Origin of the sequence: Arthrobacter sp. ISL-85 (genome assembly GCF_018613675.1) — a bacterium.
GTDB lineage: Bacteria > Actinomycetota > Actinomycetes > Actinomycetales > Micrococcaceae > Arthrobacter.
Window position 1 is genome coordinate 16,779 of sequence record NZ_JAGGPQ010000034.1, and the last position, 23,278, is coordinate 40,056.

General features: G+C 62.0%; 22 protein-coding genes. 4 read left to right on the plus strand and 18 right to left on the minus strand.

All coding sequences use genetic code 11. From position 1 onward, the window contains the following. Positions 1–474: 474 nt before the first annotated feature. From J7I84_RS20920 to J7I84_RS20940, 5 genes are all read right to left on the minus strand, one after another. A complete protein-coding gene (locus J7I84_RS20920; protein ID WP_214946439.1) occupies positions 475–2,601 on the minus strand; it encodes a beta-galactosidase in 2,127 nt (708 codons plus the stop codon). Positions 2,602–2,633: 32 nt separating this feature from the next. Beyond that, positions 2,634–3,545: a carbohydrate ABC transporter permease gene (locus J7I84_RS20925; protein ID WP_396020099.1), complete on the minus strand. Its 912-nt coding sequence runs from the start codon at positions 3,543–3,545 to the stop codon at positions 2,634–2,636. Continuing rightward, positions 3,539–4,375: a carbohydrate ABC transporter permease gene (locus tag J7I84_RS20930; protein ID WP_251046912.1), complete on the minus strand. Its 837-nt coding sequence runs from the start codon at positions 4,373–4,375 to the stop codon at positions 3,539–3,541. The genes J7I84_RS20925 and J7I84_RS20930 overlap by 7 nt, the downstream gene beginning before the upstream one ends. 91 nt (positions 4,376–4,466) lie before the next feature. Then, positions 4,467–5,837 carry an ABC transporter substrate-binding protein gene (locus tag J7I84_RS20935; RefSeq protein WP_214946440.1) on the minus strand — a complete coding sequence of 457 codons (1,371 nt, stop codon included), beginning with the start codon at positions 5,835–5,837 and terminating at the stop codon, positions 4,467–4,469. A gap of 121 nt (positions 5,838–5,958) precedes the next feature. After that, complete coding sequence (locus J7I84_RS20940; protein ID WP_214946441.1) at positions 5,959–7,014, minus strand: LacI family DNA-binding transcriptional regulator; 1,056 nt, start codon at positions 7,012–7,014, stop codon at positions 5,959–5,961. A gap of 411 nt (positions 7,015–7,425) precedes the next feature. Here J7I84_RS20940 and J7I84_RS20945 point away from each other — a divergent pair, with 411 nt between their 5' ends. Then, entirely contained in the window at positions 7,426–7,767 is a 342-nt protein-coding gene (locus J7I84_RS20945; protein WP_214946442.1) for a ribbon-helix-helix protein, CopG family, read from the plus strand. Between the two features lie 587 nt (positions 7,768–8,354). Here the strand turns inward: J7I84_RS20945 and J7I84_RS20950 are convergent. The 5 genes from J7I84_RS20950 to J7I84_RS21690 all read right to left on the minus strand — a co-directional run bounded on the left by J7I84_RS20950 (position 8,355) and on the right by J7I84_RS21690 (position 11,869). Next, entirely contained in the window at positions 8,355–8,957 is a 603-nt protein-coding gene (locus J7I84_RS20950) for a TetR/AcrR family transcriptional regulator (protein WP_214946443.1), read from the minus strand. 326 nt (positions 8,958–9,283) lie between these two features. Next, on the minus strand, positions 9,284–9,466 hold the full coding sequence (locus J7I84_RS20955; RefSeq protein WP_214946444.1) for a hypothetical protein: 183 nt from the start codon (positions 9,464–9,466) through the stop codon (positions 9,284–9,286). Between the two features lie 240 nt (positions 9,467–9,706). Then, a complete protein-coding gene (locus J7I84_RS20960) occupies positions 9,707–10,573 on the minus strand; it encodes an alpha/beta fold hydrolase (protein ID WP_214946445.1) in 867 nt (288 codons plus the stop codon). Positions 10,574–10,621: 48 nt separating this feature from the next. Continuing rightward, on the minus strand, positions 10,622–11,620 hold the full coding sequence (locus J7I84_RS20965; protein WP_214946446.1) for an NADP-dependent oxidoreductase: 999 nt from the start codon (positions 11,618–11,620) through the stop codon (positions 10,622–10,624). Positions 11,621–11,674: 54 nt separating this feature from the next. Continuing rightward, the gene (locus tag J7I84_RS21690) at positions 11,675–11,869 is read right to left on the minus strand and encodes a hypothetical protein (protein WP_251046913.1); all 195 of its coding nucleotides are present in this window, start codon (positions 11,867–11,869) and stop codon (positions 11,675–11,677) included. Positions 11,870–12,266: 397 nt separating this feature from the next. On the opposite strand from J7I84_RS21690, the gene J7I84_RS20975 reads away from it, so the two are divergent. From J7I84_RS20975 to J7I84_RS20985, 3 genes are all read left to right on the plus strand, one after another. Continuing rightward, a complete protein-coding gene (locus J7I84_RS20975) occupies positions 12,267–12,731 on the plus strand; it encodes an SRPBCC domain-containing protein (RefSeq protein WP_214946447.1) in 465 nt (154 codons plus the stop codon). Then, on the plus strand, positions 12,728–13,066 hold the full coding sequence (locus J7I84_RS21840; RefSeq protein ID WP_214946448.1) for a helix-turn-helix domain-containing protein: 339 nt from the start codon (positions 12,728–12,730) through the stop codon (positions 13,064–13,066). The genes J7I84_RS20975 and J7I84_RS21840 overlap by 4 nt, the downstream gene beginning before the upstream one ends. 88 nt (positions 13,067–13,154) lie before the next feature. Next, positions 13,155–13,694 carry an SRPBCC domain-containing protein gene (locus J7I84_RS20985; RefSeq protein ID WP_214946449.1) on the plus strand — a complete coding sequence of 180 codons (540 nt, stop codon included), beginning with the start codon at positions 13,155–13,157 and terminating at the stop codon, positions 13,692–13,694. Between the two features lie 505 nt (positions 13,695–14,199). On the opposite strand, the gene J7I84_RS20990 is transcribed toward J7I84_RS20985, so the two are convergent. From J7I84_RS20990 to J7I84_RS21025, 8 genes are all read right to left on the minus strand, one after another. Next, a complete protein-coding gene (locus J7I84_RS20990) occupies positions 14,200–15,099 on the minus strand; it encodes a carbohydrate ABC transporter permease (RefSeq protein WP_214946450.1) in 900 nt (299 codons plus the stop codon). 8 nt (positions 15,100–15,107) lie between these two features. Continuing rightward, positions 15,108–16,037, minus strand: coding sequence for a carbohydrate ABC transporter permease (locus J7I84_RS20995; protein ID WP_214946451.1), 930 nt, complete (start codon positions 16,035–16,037; stop codon positions 15,108–15,110). Next, complete coding sequence (locus J7I84_RS21000) at positions 16,034–17,494, minus strand: extracellular solute-binding protein (RefSeq protein ID WP_214946452.1); 1,461 nt, start codon at positions 17,492–17,494, stop codon at positions 16,034–16,036. Before J7I84_RS21000 ends, J7I84_RS20995 begins: the two co-directional genes overlap by 4 nt. 62 nt (positions 17,495–17,556) lie before the next feature. Further along, a complete protein-coding gene (locus J7I84_RS21005; RefSeq protein ID WP_214946453.1) occupies positions 17,557–18,528 on the minus strand; it encodes a PfkB family carbohydrate kinase in 972 nt (323 codons plus the stop codon). A gap of 96 nt (positions 18,529–18,624) precedes the next feature. Continuing rightward, a complete protein-coding gene (locus J7I84_RS21010; RefSeq protein ID WP_214946454.1) occupies positions 18,625–20,049 on the minus strand; it encodes a glycoside hydrolase family 32 protein in 1,425 nt (474 codons plus the stop codon). A gap of 272 nt (positions 20,050–20,321) precedes the next feature. Next, positions 20,322–21,404, minus strand: a complete 1,083-nt coding sequence (locus J7I84_RS21015) for an ABC transporter ATP-binding protein (RefSeq protein ID WP_214946455.1) — start codon at positions 21,402–21,404, stop codon at positions 20,322–20,324. Continuing rightward, on the minus strand, positions 21,401–22,354 hold the full coding sequence (locus J7I84_RS21020) for an ABC transporter ATP-binding protein (RefSeq protein ID WP_214946456.1): 954 nt from the start codon (positions 22,352–22,354) through the stop codon (positions 21,401–21,403). The genes J7I84_RS21015 and J7I84_RS21020 overlap by 4 nt, the downstream gene beginning before the upstream one ends. Further along, positions 22,351–23,277: an ABC transporter permease gene (locus tag J7I84_RS21025; RefSeq protein WP_214946457.1), complete on the minus strand. Its 927-nt coding sequence runs from the start codon at positions 23,275–23,277 to the stop codon at positions 22,351–22,353. The genes J7I84_RS21020 and J7I84_RS21025 overlap by 4 nt, the downstream gene beginning before the upstream one ends. Position 23,278 lies beyond the last annotated feature (1 nt).

The window sequence follows — 23,278 nt, forward strand, 5'->3', positions numbered from 1 at the left end:
GCGGGGTTAGGTTTGGGCTGGTTTTGTCCGCTGGGTTTCCTCCAAACGACGTCCCACCTGTGGGACCGCGTATATTACAGGGCGCGTATCGCCTCCCGTACTTTCTTGCCCGTACCGGGAGTGACAATGACCGGTGGTTGAGAACACTGAAAACGGTCGCCACTGGGACGCCTGCTGCCACTGCGACATCTGCCATGCGTGCGGCAGTTAGCAATTGGTCTCCCGTGTGCGCTCTTGATGTTGAGCGGCTGTAAAACGGTGGTCCGCGGATGGGAGCCACGCGACGGTTCGTGAGACCTGCCAGGTGGAGCTACGAGGCGCACTTCCCTGTCGTTGCGAGTCGTTGATTCGCCCGTCAGCCAGAGTCTGACCCCATTCATCCTGCGGCCCTGTCGTGGCGCCAGCTTCGAAGGCGGACGGGAAGGTAGGGAGGAGGACCGGAGTGTCCCGCCCTCCTCCCTGCGCTCCAGCCAGTTAGCTATCGGCTTCCTGCTTGGAAGTTTCGATTAGGACTCGCACGTCCCAGGCCGCGAGCTCAATCTTGGTGAAATTGTTCTGCTCGGGGTGGAGAAGGTCGTCCACGAAAACCGGCGCGGCAATCGTGACGGGTTCCCACCCCCAGTTGTGCACGAAGTGTAGACGGCGACCGTCGGCGTTTGTCGCCGAGTGTACGGTGACCGCTTCGGGCAGGTCTTCCCAGCCTGCGTTGTGGTCCGGGGCGAGCCAGCGAATCAGGTCTGCTGCCAGTTCGGTATTTGGAAGCGTGCCGATCGTGGTGATCCTGCCGCTCCCGGCCCGCGGCGGCGAGGTTGTGATGGCGGGGTAGCGGCCGAACTGCGGATGGATGTAGCTGGCCACGGCGGTGCCATCGTGCTGCTCGAGGTAGTCGACCCAGCGGGTCGCGAGGCTTCCCGTCGAAAGCTGGAATCCTTCTGCTGCCTCCAGTTCGAGCGGGTCGGTGAGCTGGGAGAATTCCTGGTAGCTGACTCCTGCTTGTTTGGCGAGGCGGGAAGGTTTGGTTTCGAGCCGGGCCCGTGCCTCGTGGTCTGCGTACGCGGTGCGCATGCCCAGTACGAGGTGTCCGCCAGCTTCCGCGTAGGCCCGGAGCCAGTCCAGCAGTTCGTCATCGGCGATGTACAGGCCGGCGGCGATCAAGACGGGCAGTTCCCTGGCTACTTGGGCAGGATCCAGCCTCTGGCCCGCATTGCCGGTGATCTGGCGGTCATGCAGGATCCGGACGGGGGCTCCCGCCCGGAAGGCACCTTGGTAGAAGGCTTCGAAAATCTTCTGATAGGAGCGTTCGTCTCCTGTCATTGGCGCCTCGGACAGGAAACAGGGCTGGCCTGCCAGGCCCCATTTGGAGTCGTTCGAGTAGATCATCCCTATGCTTGCGTCCGGGGTGAGGCCGACCAGTGCTTTGTCGGCCGTCTTGAGTTCCGCCCCGAGTTGCGCCAGCTCATGGTAGACGCGTCCGGGTTTCTGGTCGTGCGGGAGGACACCAACCCAATAGGTTTCTGTGCCGTAGTGGTTGGTCGCCCAATGCCAGTATTCGATCATCTCGGCGCCGCGGGAGATGAACGCGTATGCGGCCTGCCGCCATTGTCCATCAAACGCCGGATATTGCATGGCTGATCCGCCGATGGCTCCTGCATTGGTTTCGGTGACCAGGAACGGTGCCTGTTTGGATGAGTACATACGGTCACCGCTTTGGAAGAGCGTCCAGGCGCCGCTGGTTGCCCACCCCTGGGGTGTGCTGCTGGACGGCGGGATGGCGAAAGCGTCCTGCATGGCGTAGTAAGGGTTGCCTGCAGTGACGTCGAAATCCCGGGTCATGTCCTGGTCGTGCTGGGAAGGCCGGTCGTAGGCGATGCAGGTGGTGACGAACTGCTCGGGGGTGGAGTATTCCCGGACGAGAGCGGCCTGCCATTGAAGGAATTCGGTGGTGAGCCGGGCCTGGAAACGGCGCCAGGCGAGGTCGTATTGCGGCTGGGCGTTGTTGTCCGGTGTCCAGAGGTCGGCCCAGGTGGAGAGCTGATGGGACCAGTAAACCAGGCCCCATTCCTTGTTGAGGTTCTCCACTGTTCCGTACTGGTGCCTAAGTTCGTCCGTGAAGCGCTGGAAGACGCCGCGATTGTGGAAGGCGAGCAGGCCCGGCTCGTTATCGACTTGGTAGCCGATCACGGCTGGGTGGGTTGCGAAGCGTTGGACGATTTTGCGGATGATGCGTTCGGCGTGGAATTTGAAGGCCGGGTGGGTGTAGTCCACTTCCTGGCGGGCTCCCCATCCCAGGGGCTGGCCGGTTTTCGGCTCTCCGGCGATTTCCGGGTAGCGGCGGGCGAGCCACATGGGAATGGCGTAGGTCGGGGTGCCCAGGATCACGGAGATGCCGCGTTTGTGGGCGCCGTCCAGGACCGGGGTCATCCATTCCAGGTCAAATTTGCCGTCCTCGGGCTCCCACTGGGACCAGGTGGATTCGCCGACGCGGATGACGGTCATGTTGGCCGCTGCCATGAGATCGAGATCCTGCTCAAGGCGGGGGGAGGGTTGGTATTCGTGGTAGTAGGCGGCGCCGAAGAGCACTTTGCGGGGTCGTTCAGACATGAATTCGTACTTTCGTTGTGGGAAGGGTGGGGTCAAGCTTTGACGGCACCGGTGCCGAGGCCGGACTGCCAGTAGCGCTGGAGGAACAGGAACGCGGCCATGAGGGGTAGCACCGATACCAGTGACCCGGTGATGACCGTGGAGAACAGTGCCTGGGAGCCAGACCCTGCTGCTGATGCCGCCTGCCATTGGGCAAGGCCGACCGGAAGCGGGAACAGTTCGGGACTGTTGAGCATGATGAGGGGCAGGAAGTAGTTGTTCCAGGACGCCACGAGCGCGAAAAGCAGCACTGTGATGGAGCCGGGTACGAGGAGCCGAAGAACGATTTGAAGGAAGATGCGCATTTCGCTGGCGCCGTCGACGCGTGCCGCTTCGATGAGTGAGTCCGGGACTGCGTCGGCTGCGTAGACCCTCATGAGGTACACGCCGAAGGGGCTCACCAACGAGGGCAGGATCACTGCCCAGGGAGTGTTGGTCAGGTTCGCGCCAGCGAAAAGCAGATACGTGGGGATGGCCAGGGCCGTCAACGGGATCATCACTGCGCCCAGCACTACGGTGAACATCGCGTTCCCGCCAGGGAACCTGTATTTTGCGAAGGCGTAGCCAGCAGCGGTGGCTAGGACTGACGCGCCCAGGCCACTAACGACGGCGTAGATGATGCTGTTGACCATCCAATGGACGAAGACGCCGTTCTGGAAGGTGAAAACGTTGTTCAGATTCTCGGCCAGGTTCATGTTCGAGAACCAGAGACCGAAGCTGCTGAACAAGTCCTCGTTTGCCTTGGTGGAGGCAACGATGAGCCAGAAGATAGGCAGGAGGAAATAGACAAGGCACAGCAGCATGGCAACGGTGAGAAGCGTGCTGCGGCCCGAACGTTTGCGCCGCGGTGGCGTTGTGGCCTGGCTTCCTAGTGTGAGGCGGTCAGCGACTGTGGCGGTCACGATGCCTTTTCCTTTCTGTTTGCGGTCAGCTGGACGCCATAGCTGACGGCCATGATGACGATCCCGAGAAGGAAGGCAATGGCCGCGGCGTAGTTGGCGTCCTGGTTGACGAAGGAGAGCTGAAAGGCGTACATGTTCGGTGTGTAGTCCTGACCAATGGCTGCTGGGGCGATGACGCGCAGGAGGTTCGGTTCGTTGAAGAGCTGGAATGACCCGATGACAGAGAAGATTGTGGTCAGCAACAAGGCGCCTTTGATGGCGGGTATCTTGATTGACCATGCCACCCTCCATTCGCCAGCCCCGTCGACCCGCGCCGCCTCGTACAGTTCGGCGGGTATGGACCTGAGGGCCGCGTACATAACGATCATGTTGTAGCCGACGAATCCCCAGGTCACGATGTTCATGATCGAGAAGAGGACGTTGCCCCCGGCGAGGAAGTCGGGCGCCGGAAGCCCAAGTGACTTGGCCAGTTGTGCGAACGGGCCGAAGTCTTTTCCGTACAGGTAGCCCCACATTAAGGTGGCGATCACGCTTGGGATTGCGTACGGCAGGAACACGCCAAGACGGATGAACTTTTGCAGGCGCAGCATTCCGCTGTCCAGAATGAGGGCGAAGAGTAGAGACAGGCCAAGCATGACCGGAACCTGGATGACAAGGAAGAGGGCCATACGGCCGACCCCACCGAGGAACGATGCGTCGGTCAGGGCACGCGCGTAGTTGTCCATCCCGACAAATGAGACGCCGCCGATGAGCTGCTTCTTGAAGAGGGAGAGATAGCCGGCGTAGGCGAGAGGTACAGCAATCATCAATGTGAAGGCGATCATAAACGGCATGGACAATGCATAGGCCGCCACGTACTGGCGCCGCCGCGCGATGTTCGCTGTCTTCCTGGGCGGGGTCCGCTGTGCTTGTCGGGAAGAAGTCTCAGCTTGCAACGGTGAAGCCCTGTCCCTTGGCGTACTGCACCAGGTCATCCTGCCAGGCCGACAATGCGGCGTTGAGATCCCCGCGGTCACCGATGGCTTTGCCCATGGTCTTGTCGTAGCTGCTGGCGGCGTAGTCGTTGAAGGGCAGGAACTGGAAGCCCTCCTGGACAGTCGAGGAGATGTCGGTGAACTGCTGGTTGACCTTCTGGCCACCATAAAAGCTTGACGGGGCGTCAGCGAAAGCGGGGTTCTTGAGGGTTTTCGTCGATGGCGGGAAGAGGAACTGTTCGTTGGCAAGGGTCAGCGCGGCCTTGTCATCGGTATTGACGAAGCGGGCCAGCATTGCCGCGGCAATGGGGTTCTCGCTGGACTTCAGGACGGCGTCGGTGGAACCGCCGTAGTTGCCGCTGGCCGGCTTGGAGGGGTCCCACTGGGGCAGTGGTGCGGCACGCCATTTGCCAGCCGTGCTCTTTGCTGTTCCTTGGAGGAAGACCGGCCCCCATGCACCTGTCAGCCACGACGCGTACTTTCCGCTGTTCAGGCCCTGGTACCAGGCGTCGGCGAAGTCGGGTTCGTTCCCTATGTTCCCGGACCGGAAGAGATCGTTCCAGAAGGAGGTGACCTTCTTGCAGGCGGCGTCTCCGGTGAGGTTGATCTTGACGTTCTTGGTTCCGTCGTAGGAGAAGGGTCGGCCGCCGGCCTGCCAGAAGAGACCGAGCATGTTCGCTTCCGAGCTGGGGGCCCAGTTGACAAGCATGCTTGAGGGGTTCTTGCCCCGATATGTGGAGACCGCGGCCGCGAAGTCGTCCCACGTTTTGGGGACGGTGAGTCCGGCGGCCGTGAACAGGTCTTCGCGGTACAGCATGCCCATCGGGCCTGTGTCCTGCGGTACTCCGTAGATACCCTTGCCACCGGGCGACACCCCGTCCCAAACCCAGGCCGGGTAGTCGGACTTCAAGTCGCCAATACCGTAAGCCGTGAGGTCCAGGAGGTTGTCCGTAAGGGTGAACGATGGCAGTTTGTCGAACTCCATCTGCACCACATCCGGGGCTCCCTTTCCGGCCTGGATTGCCGCCCGGAGCTTCTGGTAGTGGGCCCCGCCCTGGCCGACGTTCACCACCTCGACCTTCATGGCAGGGTACTTGGCTTGGAACAAGTCGACTTCTTTCTGGATGTCTGGCACCCATGTCCAGAAAGTCAGCTTGGTGTCCTTTTTCATGGCCGCGTCAATATCAGCCTGCGAGACGGGGGAGGAGGCGCCGCCCGACGCCGAGGACGTCCCGCCGCCACAGGCAGTGAGAGCGCTAACACTTAAGGCAGCAAGAGGAAACGCGGCCAGGATGGAGCGACGTGAAATATCTCGTGACATGGCTTCTGCTTTCGAATGGGAGGTGATGTGGATGCGGCAATTCGCCCGTAAGGTCGGCGCGCCGCTGCGCCGGGGAACGTGGATGATGTTCGTTCTTACGGGAGTTTAAGAAGCTGATCACTCAGCGCGGGTTGCCGAGACAAGGTGCCGTGGATGCCCGCACGATCAGCTCAGTAGGAAGATGAATGCTCGTCTTTTCCGCCGCGCGTCCTTCAATCAAGTGAATCAATTCGCGGACGGAACGCTCGGCGACGGATGAAAAGTTTTGGCGAACCGTCGTAAGGGGAACCATCTGATAGGCAGCCTCGGGGACGTCGTCGAAGCCGGCCACTGACATGTCATCCGGGATGTGGAGGCCCTGCTCGGTGAAGGCGCGGATAGCGCCCATCGCCATGTGGTCGTTCGCGACTACGATTGCAGTCGCAGTTGTTGGATCGAGGGTGAGCGCCGCTTCATATCCCGACTTGGGGGACCAGTCACCCACAAGGAGGGGTCCAGGGTGGAGTCCCAGGTCCTCCAGCTCTAGCAGCCATCCGTCGCGGCGCCTGGCTGCCGAGTCCCAGCTCAACGGGCCAGCGAGGTGCGCAATCCGACGGTGCCCAGAATCGTAAAGATGGCGCACGGCAGCTCTTGTGCCAGCTACCTGATCAGAGTCGACCAGCACGTGCTTTACCGACTCCGTCGTAATGGGGCTGGTGCTGACCAGAGGCATCTCGGCCAGGGCCGACGTTTCGAGATGGAGAATTCCCGCCACGCCGGAAACGATCACTCCCTCGACGCCACGCACCATCAGGTAATGGATGGCTTCTTCAAGTTGCGCCTCGGATGCCTCTCTGACCGTGGTGAGTGTCAGGCCGTAGCCAGCCTTCCAAGCGGCCTGCTCCAGGCTGAACAACCCCGCGGTCGGACCGTAAAGCGAGCTCGCGGTTGCGACTAGTCCGATCTGATGGGTCCGTTGCGTAACTAGGGCGCGAGCGGCTGCGTTCGGGCGATACCCCAAGGCCGCCACCGAACGAAGGACCTGGGCCCGGACTTGTGGCCGCACATTCGCTTCGTTGTTTACGACGCGGGACACCGTCTTGGACGAAACCCCGGCATGAGCTGCGACGTCCGCAAGTCGGGGCAACGCCTGTTTCGATGCTTCTTTGGAGGATGTTCCGACAGCGCTGTCATTCATGAATGTGATCTAACTCGCTTACTGACAGCGCTGTCAACCACGTGGTTGGCATTCGTGACCAATCCGTTACAGTGCGTTGTTGCCGCGGACACACCCGTTCCTGCGCCAGCCTGGGGCTTCACCTCCACCAACCACTCGTCCATAGCCGCGTCGGGGGCGAGCTGACGGTCTGTTCGCGACGGGCACAGCGCGCCGAGCAAGCCTATAGGCAACGTTCAGCCACGTCTCGGTGGGGAGCTCGCTGTACGCCGACCTCACGTCAATCGACGACTCCACCACAAGAATGGGACGCATATCAGTTACTCTCAGCGCCGATAATTGATATTTTGTCGTCTCCGTTGACCAGGGCGTGCCTTTGGCCACCACGGCGGCCCGCATGGGTGCCTGGAACTGTTTTGGAACCTTGGGGTCATGGATAAGAATTTGCGCGTCCCCGAGGACGTGGATCGTCGTTTGGACCAGCTCGCGGCCGAGGAACACACCTCCAAATCGGCGTTGCTGCTCCAAGGTGCAGAGCTTGTACTGCAGCGCCACCGCCGAAGCCACGAGATCGGCGAGGGGCTTGGATTCGTGATGAGCCATGATGCTGAGCTTTTGACGCGCCTTGAGGATGCGCGACCGCGTACCTTGAGATTGAGGACGCGTTGCAGGTCGTTGACCGGCGCGGGTATGCCGGTACCTCATTCCGGTGCGGTCGGGTTGCCCCGGTTGGCCAACACCAGTTCATGGTTCAGGGCAGCAGGAACGACATGACCGTTGCGGAATGAATGCAGGGCTTTCTGGTGAGCTGTTACAAGGCCGGCGTGGAAGCGGTGTGCCGATGTTTGTCCCGTGAAAGAGGGTGTTGGCTGTGTACGTCTGCTTTACCAGAGGGGGCGGTAGGCGACGCTGTCGAACGTCAGGTTCATATCTTGGGTTCCTGCTGGCGGGGTCAGAATCGGAAGAAACTGAGCCGAGCTGACGCGCCGACGCTTCAGCCCAACGTCAGGTTGGCGTTACCCAATCGGTTCTGCCCCGTCTCGTCTCGAAAAGGGGCAGAGCCCGCCCGTCGCCCGTCTTTATCCCGTAGGTACCCGGCTCCTGAAACTGACATACGAGGCGGAATGATGTTCACAGAGCTCCTGCGCAGAAGGACTCGTATTCGGCAGCGACTGGCCCTTTCTCGGGTACGAAGTACACACCTTCACTAGCGTCCTCGCTTGGGCGCGGGGAATCCGGGCCCGTGGGCTGAAACGCAGCATGATGACAACCAACCCGCCTGGACTGCTCGGCGCAGTTTGCAGAACGGACGCAAGTACTCCAACACCGGCTACCGGTCGGGTTGAGTTTTGCCGGCGGCCTCAGCGGGGTATCAGGAGGCTGATTTGTGTTCTGATGTCCGTCACCAGTGCCTCAATGTCCAATCCAGCGTTCACACTTGCCGCCATACTCACAAACATTATCGCCGAGACAATGCGCGCCGTCATCGCGGCGTGAAACTCACCAGCCAGTTCTTTCCGGTCCAGGATGGCGGCAATGGCTTCCTCGGTTTGCCCCACGATGGATAGGGCAACGCTGTGGTGTGGTTCCGTGGGGTCACCGAAGACCATTTCCCGTAGATAGAAGCGCCCGTTATCGATCTGGATTCGATTGCACTCCACAATTGGCCGCACGATGGCCATCACCGCATCCAGGGCGTCCGGGATGGTTTCCGCATCAGCCCTGCCCCGCTCCAGAGCGTCGGCGTAGTGGGCGTTCTGAACGAGGAGGAGGAGTTCTCCCTTGGTCTTGGCGTAGAGGAAAAGGGTTCCGGTGCCGATGTCGGCTTTGTCGGCGATCTGCTGGGTGGTGACGTCCTGGACCCCGTATTTGGCGAACAGTTCAGAGGCTGCGGCCGTGATGCGGTCCAGCTTTTCCTGCTTGTTCCGCTCGCGCCGTCCGAGCGGCTGGGATGTGACAGGCATATGGTTCCCTCGGTACGTAAACTGACTGGGCTCAATAATGAGTATATCGACGCCGCGGAGAGTCACGCTCTTCAGTCGGCGCCCTACTCTTGGTAGCGGGAGGATCCGGCCTCGCTTGACATACGTCAGGGCTGCTTCAACTTCATAGGCGTGGATGGCCGAAACAAGTGGGGTCGGCCGATGAGGGAGTTCCGTCAGAATTCCAGTGTCAACCAGGGCGGGAACGAGCCCTTTCTTCACGCTCCGCCGGAACTCGCCATGGCGAACATTGGGGCGGCGCCGGAGGTAAATGATTGCGCGGGCCCAGACAGCCTCTGCCGGGGAGGCTATGTCGTACCAGCGCGAGGTGTTGGGCGGGCCGGCATAGAGAAGGGTGCGCGGAACACCTTGACCTCGTCCTTGTAGGCCAATGCTGTCTGCTTGCGACCCTTGAGCGGCGAAAGGGCCGATTGGAAGGTGACTTCCGCGACGCCGTCGATCTTCCGATCTGCCGGGATGGCGGTTTCCACGTCTGTGGTTGGGGGCCATAGGCGGCGGTGTTCGGCGAGATGGATCTGCCGGTACTCTTCCGTCCCGGTGTGGCGGCGATGATGCCCGAGTGCGGGCCCTTCCAGTAGTCCATGCCGGTTTGGCGGGGCTGATCCCGTCGTACCCATAGCAGGACTGAGGAAGTCAGGTGTTTTTCCAGGTGCGGCCCGGTTGTTGCAGGTGGGGTGCCCATGGCTGCCTTCTTCACGCGGACATGGTGGTCAAGGGGCGAGGAAGTCGACGACGGCGGGTGCGAACTGGGTGTGGTACTGGAAGATACCGCCGTGGCCGGAGTCGGGGTAGACGATCAATTCGGATCCCTTGATGCGGCGGTGCAGGTCCTCGGAGAGAGCCGATGGCACCATGCGGTCGTTGTCGCCGTTGACGATCAGAGTGGATTGAGTGAGGGTGGACAGGTTCGACGGGGCCGACCGGCCGTAGTTCTTGATTGCTTTCAGCTGCGTCTGGAATGCTCGGGTGCTGATTGGCTTGTCACGGTTCTCAGTCCGTTCCTGAAGGCGCTTAATGAAGGCTTTAGCAGCTGGTTTGCCGGTGGGGTTGCGGTTGAAGAACAGGAATTCCTTGGGGTCGGACCGGGTGAGGGTTGCCCTGAGGATGTCCCAATAGGTGGTGCCGATAACCTTGTCGATGTCTTTGCCTCCTCGCGGGCCGGTTCCGGTGAGTACGAGCTTTCGGACGAGATTGGGATGTTTGATGACCAGGTCCTGGGCAACCATTCCGCCCGACGAGAAGGAGAATACATCTATCTTTTCGAACCCGAGTGCCCTGATGAAGGTATAGGCGTCATCGGCCATTGCTTCGATGTTGTTGGGAACTTGTCCCGTGGAACCGCCGACTCCGGGCTGGTCGAAGGTGATCACGTGGCGGTTCTTGGCGATGGGGTCGATGATACGGGGGTCCCAGTTATCAAGGGTTCCTGTCAAGTGCACGAAGAACACCACGGGGATGCCGCCTTTCGGCCCAAGCTCGCGATATGCGTACCTGACACCTCCGGCGGTGACAGTACTGGCTGGTGCTTTTGCGTATGAGGTGACGACTGGTTCGTTCCGGGCGTCGGTTGTGTCCATGATTGTTCTCCTCCTGGATTCCCTGATTGAACGGTGGCTGGCGCTGGGTCAGTTGGTGATGGTGAGCACTGCTTTGCCCCGGAAGCCTCCTGCGGCCAGGGATTGCAGTGCCTCTGGAGCCTGGCCGAAGCTGAAGATCTTCCCGACGATGGGGCGCAGTACTCCAGCGTCCACCAGTGCGCTGATCTGACGTAGCTGGTCTCCGTTGGCACGCATGAAGAGGAACTCATAGCTGACGCCGAGTTTCCTGGCTTGCCACCGAATCTTGCTGCTGAGCCCGGTGAGCGCCAGGCGCAGCACGGGGTTGAGGCCTGCTGTGCGGGCGAAGGCCGAGTCGGGCGGGCCTGCGATCCCAATCGCCTTCCCACCTGGCTTGAGGATGCGCAGTGATTTCTGCAGGTTTTCCCCTCCGAGGCTGTCGAGCACCAGATCGTATCCGCTCAGAAGCTGTTCGAAGTCCTGGGTGCGGTAGTCGATAACTGTGTCAGCGCCCAGGTCCCGGACAAATCCGGCGTTGGAGCTGCTGGCGGTAGTTGCAACGGTCGCGCCCAGATGCTTGGCGAGCTGGATGGCGATGGAGCCGACCCCGCCTGCACCGGCATGAATAAGGACTTTTTGCCCGGGGTGCACATTGCCCTGCTCCACGAGGGCCTGCCATGCCGTCAGCGCTACCAGCGGCAGCGAGCCGGCCTCCTCCATGCTGGCCGATACGGGCTTGAGCGCAAGGTCCTCCTCCGCGACGGCGATGCGTTCAGCAAATGTGCCGATGCGGTCTTGGTTGGGGCGGGCGTAGACCTCATCGCCGGGTTTGAACCCCGTTACTTTTCCCCCGACGCTCAGCACGGTGCCGACCAGGTCGTTGCCGAGGACCAGCTGGAGCTTGTAGGGAAGGATCTGCTTGAACTCGCCCAAACGGATCTTCTCGTCCAGTTGGTTCAGGCCGGCGGCTTGCACCTGTACCAGCACGTCCCGTTCGCCGACGGTCGGTTCAGCAACCTCGGCTTCGCGCAGTGGTTCCTTGTACTTGTTGATAACGAACGCCCGCATGCCGTGATGCTCCCTCTAATTAAAGTGACTGCAATCAATTATGACTGTACTCAGCTAAATGTCAAGGGCTAATGAAAAGGCGCCTTGGCGACGGGTCGGATCCATCACCACAACGGGGCAGATGGTATTAAGACTTGGCGGACGCAAGTTGGGGTAGAGCGCCTCGATGGGGCCGCCGAGCCCGGCCTTGAGCTGCACGGACGCCTCGTCGGCGAGAACTTCGTACTCGCCGGCCTGGACGGCTTCCAATACCGGAGTGGATATCGATGATCACGGATTTGTCCTTGGCGGACAGGGTCGGTGCGAACGGGCGGGCGAGGAAGATTGGGCCGAGGAAGTTCGTCTCGACATTGGTTCGGGATTAAGGATGCCCGGGGTTGCCCTTAGGGGACCAGTTGCGGGCTGAGGGGATGGAGTGCAACTTGGGGAACCGGCGTCGGGGTTCGGAAACTTCGTCGGGCCGAGTGGGCCTGGTTGCGGACGGCCCGCCCAGCTATCGTCTGGCCATTCGAACGGAGACGCTGCAGTTGCCTTTGGAGAGTGGCTCTATGCCTGCGAAATCAAAGAGCAACCAATCGTTGCACATACCTTGGGTGGTGCCCTATAGTTTGTGCAACGAATGGTTGCTAATAGTTAGGGGTTCAGGATGGAGTACGGCAGCATCGAGCGGGAGGTCCACATTGAGGCCACGCCGGAGGTGGTGTACGAGGTAATCACCATGCCCGAGCACCTGCAGGAATGGTGGCCGGATGAGGCGGAGTTCGAACCGGTGCCCGGGGCGACCGGGGTCATCTCGTTTGGCGATAGGTCTGCGCCGGAGGCAAAGATCGTTACTCTCACGGTGGTGGAAGCCAGTCCGTCCCGCCGGTTCTCCTTCCGGTGGGTGTACGACGACGGTGCGACCGCGACGTCCTCCAACTCGCTCCTGGTGACCTTTGACCTGATCCCGTCGGGTAGGGGCACGCTCCTGCGCTTTACCGAGACGGGTTTCCGGGAGAAGGGTTGGGAGTCGGCCGTGCTCGAGGAGCATTACCGGGATCACGTGCGCGGCTGGGACTACTTCCTGCCGCGACTCGTTACCTACGTCGCGCGGCTGGTATCGGCGCCGTGAGCGTGACCATCGACGACGAGCTCTGGTCGGCGGTGGGGGATTCGACCCGGCGTCGGATGCTTGACCTGCTGTTGAACGACGGCGGAGGCACCGCAACCACGCTGAGCAGGCAGCTGCCGATTACTCGGCAGGCCGTAGCGAAACACCTCGGGGTACTCCACCGCGTCGGAATGGTCCACGTCACGAGTTTGGGACGGGAGCGCATCTACGAGGTGAGCCAGGCCCAGCTCGCCCGAGCGGTCGCGCAACTGTCGTCGGTCGGGGCCACTTGGGACGCCAGACTGCAGCGCATCAAGGGAATCGCTGAAGCAATCCAGCATAGTCGCGAAGGCTGACGTCTCACGGCTGAACGACGCCACATCCGTGGCGGTGCTGTCGAACATACCCGACATATGAGCGGGCACAGGAGAATGAGGTAACAAGATGTTGGACTTCACCGCCACTTTCGCCGTGGAGCGGACTCCCCTGGAAACATTTGAGGCCATCACAAACGTCCGGGGTTGGTGGTCGAAAGAGGTCGAGGGCGTCACCGACCAGGTCGGTGGTGAGTTCAATTACCACTACCAGGACGTCCACCACTGCCGCATCCGGGTCACGGAACTCGTGCCCGGACGGAAAGTTGCATGGCTCGTGCTGGACAACTACTTCAACTTCATTCAAGACCAGGCCGAATGGAAGGACACCCGGGTAGTCTTCGAGATCTCTGAAATAGAGGGCGGAGCGGAGGTCCACTTTACCCATGTGGGCCTGGTTCCGCAGTATGAGTGTTTCGAGGTCTGCTCCAACGCGTGGGGCGGCTACCTGGGCGGCAGCCTGCGGAACCTGATCAACACCGGGGAAGGGCAGCCCAACCTGAAGGGAATTGGCAACACTCCCACGCACCAGCACATGGCCGCTGAGTTGCGCGGCGGGAGCAGCCGTCCGGCCATCGGCCGGGCGGACACCGGGGAGGAGAAAGATTGAGCTGATCGCCCTTAGAGGCAATGGTGTCCTGGTTGCCCAGCCGGCACTGACCCAAACCGGCAGGCCCACAGCACCCCGGCCGGGGGCCCTGGACGCCCTCTCTGGCTGCCAGGTCGACTGCGCTGGCAGCGACGTGCTGTCCTGCATTGGAACCCGGGCGGGTGTCCGGATGCTGCTTCCGGGGCTAGCAAGCGAGTCGGCAAGTCCGTCGCTTTTTTCGACAATAGCCTGTGACAGTAAAGAACATGGTCTCGTCGGTGCTGCTGAAACTTGACATGGCACGCAGGACCAAGGTCGCGGTGTTTGTCTCTGGAGCGCTTGACGCTACTTCCTAAGGGCAGGACGCGACGCATCTGTGGAGGTAAGTATCCGCTCGTTGCCGCGTGCTTATGCAAGGCAGTTCAAAGGCCTTGGGAGCATCCATAGTTCGCACGTCCAGGGGCCGTCGTCTACGGGTGCCCTACTGCACCCCGCCCCATGTCCGTATTCCTTTACAAAATCTGTGTTACTTACTGGCGCCGGCCGTGAGGCCTTCCCGCAGGGTTCGTTGGCCGAAGATGAAGACGACCAGTGCTGGCAGCATGGACAGGATCACGCCGGCGAGCACTACGGATATGCTGCCTGTGCCGAGGTTGCCTTGGAGTGTCACCAGGCCGAGGGGAAGGGTGAAGTTCTGTTCGCTGATGGTGAGGATCAGTGGCCGGAAGAACTCGTTCCAGTGGAAGTTAAAGGCCAGGATCCCGACGATAGCCATGCCGGGGACCGCCAGGGGGACGTACACCGATCGGAAGATCCGCCACGGTCCGGCACCGTCCAGGGCGGCCGCTTCTGCGAAGTCGTTTGGCAGGCCCAGGAAGTATTGGCGCATGAGGAAGGTTCCGAACGCTGTGGGAATGGCTGGCAGGATCAGGGCCAGAAGGGTGTCGGATAGACCCATCCCACGGATCAGCATGAACACCGGGACGATGGTGACCTGCACTGGGACCATCATGGTGGCAAGCACCAGCGAGAAGATGGCGTTCTTGCCGCGGAAGTCCAGGCGGGCGAAGGCGTAGCCGGCCAGTGTGGCCGATGCCATTTGGCCAAGGGCAATCAGCCCGGTGACCAGGGCGCTGTTCAGGACAAGGAGAGCGACGTTTATTTGCTTGAACACTTCTTGGTAAGCGGTGAAGTCAGGGTTGAGGGGCAAGAAGGATGGTGGCAGATTGAATGATTCCGACGGCGTTCGCAGCGAGGTGGATAAGGTCCACAGCACAGGGCCGAGGGTCAGCGCCGCGGCCATGGCCAGCCCCGCGTACGTGCCGACGGTCCCTGCAGCGGGCGGGCGGCGGCTACGGTAGGGCCTGCTGGTGGTGGTGGATCCGGGATGCTTGTCGGCCCCGGTGTGCAGGGTCTGGCTGGACATGAGGGACCTCACTGGTAAAAGACGAAGCGGCGGCTAAGGCGGAATTGCAGGGCGGTGACGGCAAGGATCAGCACGGTCAGTACCAGGCCAATGGCTGAGGCTTTGCCGAACTCCAGTTGTTGGAAGGCGGATTCAAAGATCACCATGACGGCGGTGCGGGTGGAATCGCCCGGACCGCCGTTGGTCAGGACATAGGGCTGGTCGAAGACCTGCAGTGCACTGATGATTGCCACGACGGAGGCGACGAGAACCGTTGGGCTGATCAGCGGAAGGGTGACATTGCTGAACTGTTTCCAGCCTGTGGCGCCATCCAGGCTCGCTGCCTCGTGCAGTTCCTTCGGGATGTTGGTCAGGGCGCCGAGGAACAGTAGGAAGGAGAATCCGAAGTTTTGCCAGACATAGACCAGGACGACGACGGCGGCGGACGCCGTGGGGCTGGTCAGCCAAGGCACAGCGGGAATGCCGACGAGCGACAGGAGCCAGTTCACCACGCCGAACTGTTCGTTGAACATGTACCGCATGAAAATGGACACCGACGCGGCGGACAGCACCAGGGGAAAGAAAAAGGTGGAACGCAGGAATACCCTGAGCCAGGCCGGCATCCTGGCCTGCAGCATGGAAGCCAGGCTGAGTGCGATGCCCAGTTGAAGGATTACCGCGACAACGACGAACACGATGGTGTTCAGGAACGACACGCGGACGGTGGGGTCCTGTGCCAGGGAGGCGAAGTTGGCGAAACCGACGAACTGGGGCGCTGAAATGATGTCCCAGCGGAAGAAGGCCAGGACCAGTGAGCCGATGATCGGCAGGAAGGTGAAAAGGGCCATCCCCAGCACTGTGGGAGCAAGGAAAATCATCACCAACCATCGCTCGACGAACGTGCGGCGCGCGGCCGATGGCTCTATGGTTTGGCGTGGAACGGTGGACGTGGTGGTCATGAGTTCCTCCTCAGAGCCAGTTCCAGATCGCGCTGCAGGGTGCCCATCGCGGCCCGCACATCAGCAGAGCTGCCGCTGACAGCGGTGGAAACGTTTTTCATCAGGGCAGTTTCGACGGCGGCCTGCTGGGGCGGTGCGGGGATGGGCCCGGAGGTGGGGAACCTGTCGAGGGTGTCGTAGAAGACTTTCCAGTGCCGGGGCCCAGTGGCGGCGTAGAATGACTCGTTCACCATCGAACGGCGGGTGGGTGTGGTGTTCGGCTTGGGAATGGCCAGCTGCATCGCTTCGCGCCTGGAGCAGAATTTGACCCATTCCCATGCTGCGTCCTTGTCTTTCGCCGTGCGCATGATTGCGTAACCGGCGGCTCCGAACTGATGCCGCTGGGTACGCCACCGGGGAAAGAACTGCACGTCGAACTGGTCGGCGGTCATCCCGGCCTCGTGCAGGCCCTGCGCCCAGTAGCCGCCTGCCGGAGTGGTGCCGATGCGGTTGTTGCCGAACAGGCCGACCAAGGCGTTGCCGCCCCCGGATTCGGGACGCACGCCCAGTCCTTCGGCTACCAGTTCTCGCAGATAGTCGAAGGTTTCGATCACGCGCCCATCCTCGGCGTTGGGGCTCAGCCACTGATACCCGCCGCCGCGGGTCGCCCGGGCAGGGTCGTCAGGGTAAAAGCGGTCCCAAAGCCAGTCCCCTCCGGGAGCCTTCGTTTCGGACAGGAAGCTGGTGTCATTGGCGTAGAGCCACGGCACAACTCCGCCAAAAAGCCGGTTGGTCCAGTAGTACGGGGTGAAATCCGCCGGGCGGGCCTTGCGGAGGGCCCTCAAGGTGGCGCTAAAGTCGTCCTTCGTCCAGTCCTCCCTTGGCCGGTCAAGCCCGGCCTGGGCGAAGGTTGTGGTATTCAGGTACATGTTCGCCGCGTTCCAGTCCAGCGGAAGCTGGTACAGGCTGCCCTGGTACATGAAGGCTTCCAACAGGCTCGGATGAACGTCATCAAAGTAATCGCTCATCGCCGCAGCGTCACGGCGGACATAACTATCCAGAGGCTCGGCCAGCTTGTCGGCGAAGAGCTGGGCGCCCTCGGTAGCGACATAGACGACATCCGGGGGCGTCCCAGCAGCAACCATGGTCAGAATCTTGGAAAAGAAGTCCTTCCAGTCCGCACCCTGAATCGCCTGCAGCTGCACTGGGATATCGGGGTGCGCGGCGGTAAAGGCCTGAATCAGGCCTTGGCGTCCTGCGGCATCGGCTGCCGTCCCCAAAATGGCGATATGCAGGGCCTTGCTGCCACGGCCCGGAATATCAGCGCCAGTCAGTCGCGGCCACGCCCCCACGGTGGCTCCCGCCACCGCGATCCCGGCCAGGCCCAGCAAGGAACGCCGGGTGAGTTGTGAAAGCTTGCTGTTGGACTGCAGCGAATGCGAAAGGGCTTGTTGCCCCGGTGTCTTTTCAGACGTCATTGTCGGCTCCTCCTAACAGGGTAAACGGGGTCCGTTGTTTTTTGCCCACAGAATTGGTTTGTTTATGCCTGATCGTGCGCGAAAGCTCGAGGCGCGGACGTCGGTGCTTCGACTGCAGATGTCAGCTCGTCCAGGGTTGGCGGGTTTGCCCCTGCGCGCTGAACGGTGATGGCCGCTGCGGTGGCTGCGGTACGTCCCAGCTGCTCCAGGACTGCAGGGGCGAACCCTCCGGTACCGCGGGTGAGCAGGCCCAGGATCAGTGCGGCCATGTAGGAGTCTCCGGCACCTATAGTGTCCGCGACCCTGGCTCTGACAGCGGGGATATTGACGCTTGCGTCGGCAGAGGTGAGTTGGGAGCCCTCGGCCCCCTTGGTTATTACTGTCAGCCCGGTGCCGAGCCGGAGGATGTGGGCCGCGGTTTCCTCCAGTGTTTTTCCAGGGTAGAGCCAGTGGGCGTCCTCGTCGCTGAGTTTGACGACGTCTGTCAGGGAGACGAGTTCTTCGAAGGTTGCTTTCGCTTCGGTGTGACTGCCGAGCAGGGATGGTCTGATGTTCGGATCGTAGGTGACGGTGCACTGCGTGTGGGCTCGTTTGAGCAGGGCTTTGACTGCACCGGCCCCAGGGTTCAGGAAGGTGGCTATGGAACCGGTGTGCAGGACTTTGGGGAAGTATGCCGGCGTTGGTGTTGGCAGGTCCCAGTGGATGTCGAAGTCGTACGTGGCGGACCCGTCGGGCCCCATGGCTGCTGTGGCTGTTGCCGTGCGGGTGAGGGATTTTGATCCGGGCAGGAGAGTTACTCCTGCCCGGCGGAGGTGGTTCTCTATTGATATTCCCCGGGCATCGGGTGCGATGGCCGTGAGCAGACCCGTGGTGACCCCCAGGAGCCCGAGGCCGTAGGCAACGTTGGCGGGCGATCCCCCGGGGTGCTCTACCTGGCTGTTTGGAGTGGTGACCACATCGATCAGCGCTTCACCCACAACGACGGCGTCCAGGGGCTGTTGGGCCTCATGCCGTGCTGCTTTGAAGTTTTCCATGTTTGTCTCTCGGGCAGTGCTGGCAGGGGAGCGGGCAGGTCATTCTGCCGCCCGGGGCGGCGGCAGAATGACCTGAAGGAAGGGTGTCGGGTTGGGCTAAGGCGCTGCGTTCATCTCGTTGATCGTGAGGTTGCCGAAAGTGGCCGTGCCTTCGTGTGCGTAAAGCCGGATGCCGTTGTCCCCTTCAAGGGGGAACACCCGGTGTGAATGCACCACCCGTCCGTCTCCCACGAACATTTCGACGCTTGTCCGATCCACGAGGATTCGGAGCGCGAGGCGCCCTGCCGAGGGGTCGATGGGCGTCTGGCTTTCCCCGCCGGTGGGGTTGATGGTGGGTCGCCGGTTGACGTATGCGAAGGGGCCGCGGAGGAATGCCCCGGCGGCGACGTGCCGCCCTCCGCCGGCTGCACGACAGATCTCTAGACCTATGTTGGCCGGCGGGCTGGCCGGATCCCATGCCAGCTCACAGTTCAGGTCGTAGGCCAGTGAACTGATATCGAGGTCATGGGTGCCAGTTACAGTCACGTCACCAAGGCGCTGGGTGCGCTTAACGTGGTTGCCCAGGCCGGCGGTGGGGGTTGAGACGAGGTGGTAGTTTCCGCTTCCCTTCTTGAGGCGGATGTCGCGCACGATCATGTCGTCGCCGTTGTACGCGTCGGTCGCCAGGGTCGGAGTGTTGTGTGGGTAGTCCCAGAAGTTCGCCCATCCAAGCGCCCTGCGCAGGGTGGCATCCTCCGCGCCGGAGGAGTCGTGATGGGGGTAGGTCACCGCTCCGTAGAAGTCATAGCCGTAGTCCAGCCATTCCGGTTCGGCATGGTCGGGAGTAAATGTGGTGCCGTTGAAGGCCCCTGTCCAGTATGCGTAGGTTGCCGGCAGGCCACGGCCTTTGCCGTTGGCGCTGGTGCCAAGGATCCAGTGCGAAGTACCGTCGTCGGCCGTCATAAGGAAAAGATCCGGGCACTCAAGCACCCCTAAATCCGTGCGGATGAATTCGCCTACCCGCTGCCAGGAGCGCAGATTGGAAGATGTGTAGAAGCCGAGCTTTTGCCCTTCGGCGTTGACCATGAACCAGTTCCCCCGGTCGGCGTCCCAGATTACTTTCGGGTCGCGGAAGTCCTGAACGCCTGGGTTTGGCAGTACCGGGGCGGTGTCACCGGGTTGGAACGAGCGCCCACGGTCCGTTGAGTACCAGAGGTATTGGGCCTGGCGGCCCTGGGGTGCCTGCGTAACGAGGGCGATAACAGCGTTCTCACCGTATCCGGCGGTGTTTCGTTCATCAATGACAAGGCTTCCTGACCAGCAGTCGCCGTTGCCGTTGCTGAACTTGGGGATCGCGACGCCGCGGTCGCGGAAGGAGACGTGGTCGGTGGTGGTCGCACGGCGCCACGATGTGCCTCCACCGCCCTGAAGGTAATCGGCGTTGTAGAGGTAGTAGTAGTGGTACTCGCCGTCGATGAAGATGGGCCGCTGAGGGTCGTTCTTCCAGTTGTCCGGGACGCTGAAGTGATAGGTCGGGCGCATGCGGGTTGGTCCTTTTGAGGGCGGTTTGGCCGGTGCGGTGTCAGGAGTGTTTGGGGGCGCTGCTGCCGCTGGCTGGGCGAATGACGTTGAAAGTGCGAGCGATCCGGTCAGGGCGACGGCCCCACTCCCGGTCAGGAGGGCACGCCGGGAGACGGCGGGTGAATCTTCCATCGGTTACCTTTCGGTGGGCAGCCTCGGTGCTGCTACGGGTGCATGTTGATGTTTTTGGGCAGCACAGGGCAGTGCCACTTTTGGGGTGAATAACAGAAACTTCAGTCCGCAGGCTGAGGTTCCGGTAGGGGTTCTGTCGCCAGTGCATGGCCCCCGGCACCGGCGCGCGGGCGGTAGAGGTGGCAGCGGACCCAGTGGCGGTTGAGGGGGTCGCCCACCTGATGACGGACGGGTTCCCCAGATGAGCAGCGCTGGTCCGGGTCGTTTTCGAAGGCGCAGGTGGTGGAAGCCATGACGGCCTGCCTCAGCGTGGCGCGGTGAACGGGGTCGTAGGATCCGGCCCGGGCCGGGTCGGGGACGGCTGAGACCAGCAATTGTGTGTAGGGGTGGGCTGGATTGGCCAGCAGGTCCAGGGATTCGCCCTCTTCCACGATTTCACCGGCGAACATGACGGCCGTCCGGTCCGCGAGGTACCGGGCGGAGGCGAGGTCGTGGGTGATGTAGAGCATGGAAATGCCCTGCTCATCGCGCAGTTTCCGCATCAGGTTCAGCACGCCGATGCGGACCGATACGTCCAGCATGGATGTCGGTTCGTCGGCGAGGATGACTTCTGGTTCGACGGCGAGGGCGCGCGCGATCGCGACCCGTTGACGCTGTCCGCCGGAGAGTTCGTGGGGGTAGGAGTTGAGCATGTCGACCTGAAGCCCGACGGTGGTCATGAGCTCTTCGAGACGGTGCCTGGTCTGCTCTTCGGAACCTTGGCCGGTGCCGCCTTTGCCGTGAATCATGAGGGACCGTCGGAGGAAGTGCTCGACCCGGTGTACGGGGTTGAGGGAGCCAAACGGGTCCTGGAAGACCATCTGCAACTGGGACCGGAACGCCCGTGAGGCCTGGAAACGGTCGCGTTTGAGGACGTCGACGCCGTCGAGCAGGATTTCACCTTCGCTGGGTTTTTCGAGCCGGGCGACACAGCGGGCCAAGGTGCTCTTGCCTGAACCGGATTCCCCGACCAGTGCCACGATCTCCCCACGGCCGATGGTCAGGTCGACAAGGTGCAGCGCCCGGACTGCCTGGCTGGAGAACAGGCCGCCGGTATGGAATGACTTACCCAGTCCGCGCACCTCAAGGGCCGGGGTATGGGCCGAAACATTTGGCCGTGCAGGGGAGTGGACGGCGTGGCTCATTGTGCTGCTCCTTCAAAGACGGCGGTTTCGGCGTCGGCATCAAACGGGGCCACGAAGTGGCCCGGCGCAACTTCGGCGAGGTCTGGGATGTTCTGGAACTTCACGCCTTCGGGCAGGCCCATCAGAGGAATCCGCGGGCCGGTAAGCGGAGGGAACGCGCCCATGAGGGCTTGGGTGTAGGGGTGCCCGGGCGTGGCGTAGACGTCGTGGGCTTTGGCGGTCTCCACGATCCGCCCGCCGTACATGACGGCCATGCGGTGGGAGAGTTCCACCATCAGGGACATGTCGTGGGTGATGAACAGGACGGAGAAGCCCAGTTCGCGCTGGAGGTCCTTGATCTGCGCCATGATTTCCTGCTGCACCACCACGTCCAGCGCGGTGGTGGGCTCGTCCAGAATCAGCAGTGATGGCTTCAGTGCTACGGCCATGGCGATCACGGCGCGTTGCCGCATCCCGCCGGAGAGTTGATGCGGGTATGACTTCAGCCGGGCCGGATCGATCCTTACCAGCTCCAGCAGCTGTGCTGCCCGGCGAAGGGATTCTTTGCGTGAGTAGCCGGCGTGAGTGGTGAAGATGTCTGCCATCTGTTCACCGATGGTCAGCACGGGGTTCAGCGAGTTCATGGCGGACTGGAACACCATGGCGACATCCTGCCAGCGGAAACGGCGCAGCTCGCCCTGGCTCATGGCCAGCACGTCCTTGCCGCCGAAGGAGATGCTGCCGGCGGCGATCTTCGCCGGGTCCTTGAGCAGACGCATTATTGAGTTGGCAATGGTTGATTTTCCGCAACCGGATTCGCCGGCCAGCCCGAACACCTCGCCGGCACCGATGCTGAAGGAGACGTTGTCAACGGCCGTGGTCGAGCGGGTGTCGCCGATGTACTTGACGGTGAGGTTCTTGACGTCGAGGACCGGTTCGTGGGAGCCGAAGGAGGTTTGGGAGACGGTCACTGTGCGGCGCTCCTTTCGGTGTTGGCGGGTTTGCGGATCTTCCGCAGCCGCGGGTTGGTTACTTCGTCGACGGCGTAGTTGATGAGGGCCAGGGCGAAGGCGACCAGGGCGATGCAGAGGCCGGAGGGGATGAAGACCCACCAGCTTCCGGTGAGCAGGGCGCCTTCGTTTCCGGCCCAGAAGAGGTTGTTGCCCCAGGAGACGGTGCTGACGTCGCCCAGCCCCAGGAATTCGAGGCCGGCCTGGGCCCCGATGCCGTAGATGACGCAGGCAAGCAGTGTTCCCATCACGATCGATGCCATGTTCGGCAGGATTTCGCGGAACATGATGCGGCCGGCGCGCTCTCCGGACACGACTGCGGCGGCCACGAAATCCTTCGAGCGGATGGACAGGGCCTGTGACCGGAGTACGCGCGCTGATCCGGCCCATCCGGTAACGGTGAGGACCAGGATAACGGTGCCCAGCCCAGGTGGCAGGAAGGCCGCCAGGATGACGAGCAATGGCAGGCCGGGAAGGAGGAGGAAGACGTTGGTCAGCAGCGACAGTGCTTCGTCGATGAATTTGCCGAAATAGGCCGATGCCAGCCCGACGAGGATCCCGACGAAGGTGGACGCGAACCCGACGGTAAGGCCCACCAGCAGGGAACTTCGGGCGCCATAGATGGTCAGGGCGAGCACGTCCTGGCCCTTGGCGGTTGTTCCGAGCCAGTGCTCGCCGTCCGGTTCCAGTGAGGCCATCCCGGTGATCCGGGAGGGGTCGCCCGGGAACAGTACCGGCGCGGCCAGCGCCATGACGATGAAGACGAGCATGATGGCCATGCCTGTCATGGCCTTCTTGTTGGTGATAAGTCCGTGGATGAAGCCGCGGTTGGTTTTGCGGGCAGCTTTTGCTTCGGTTGGCTGCTGGAGGATAACGCTGGTCATG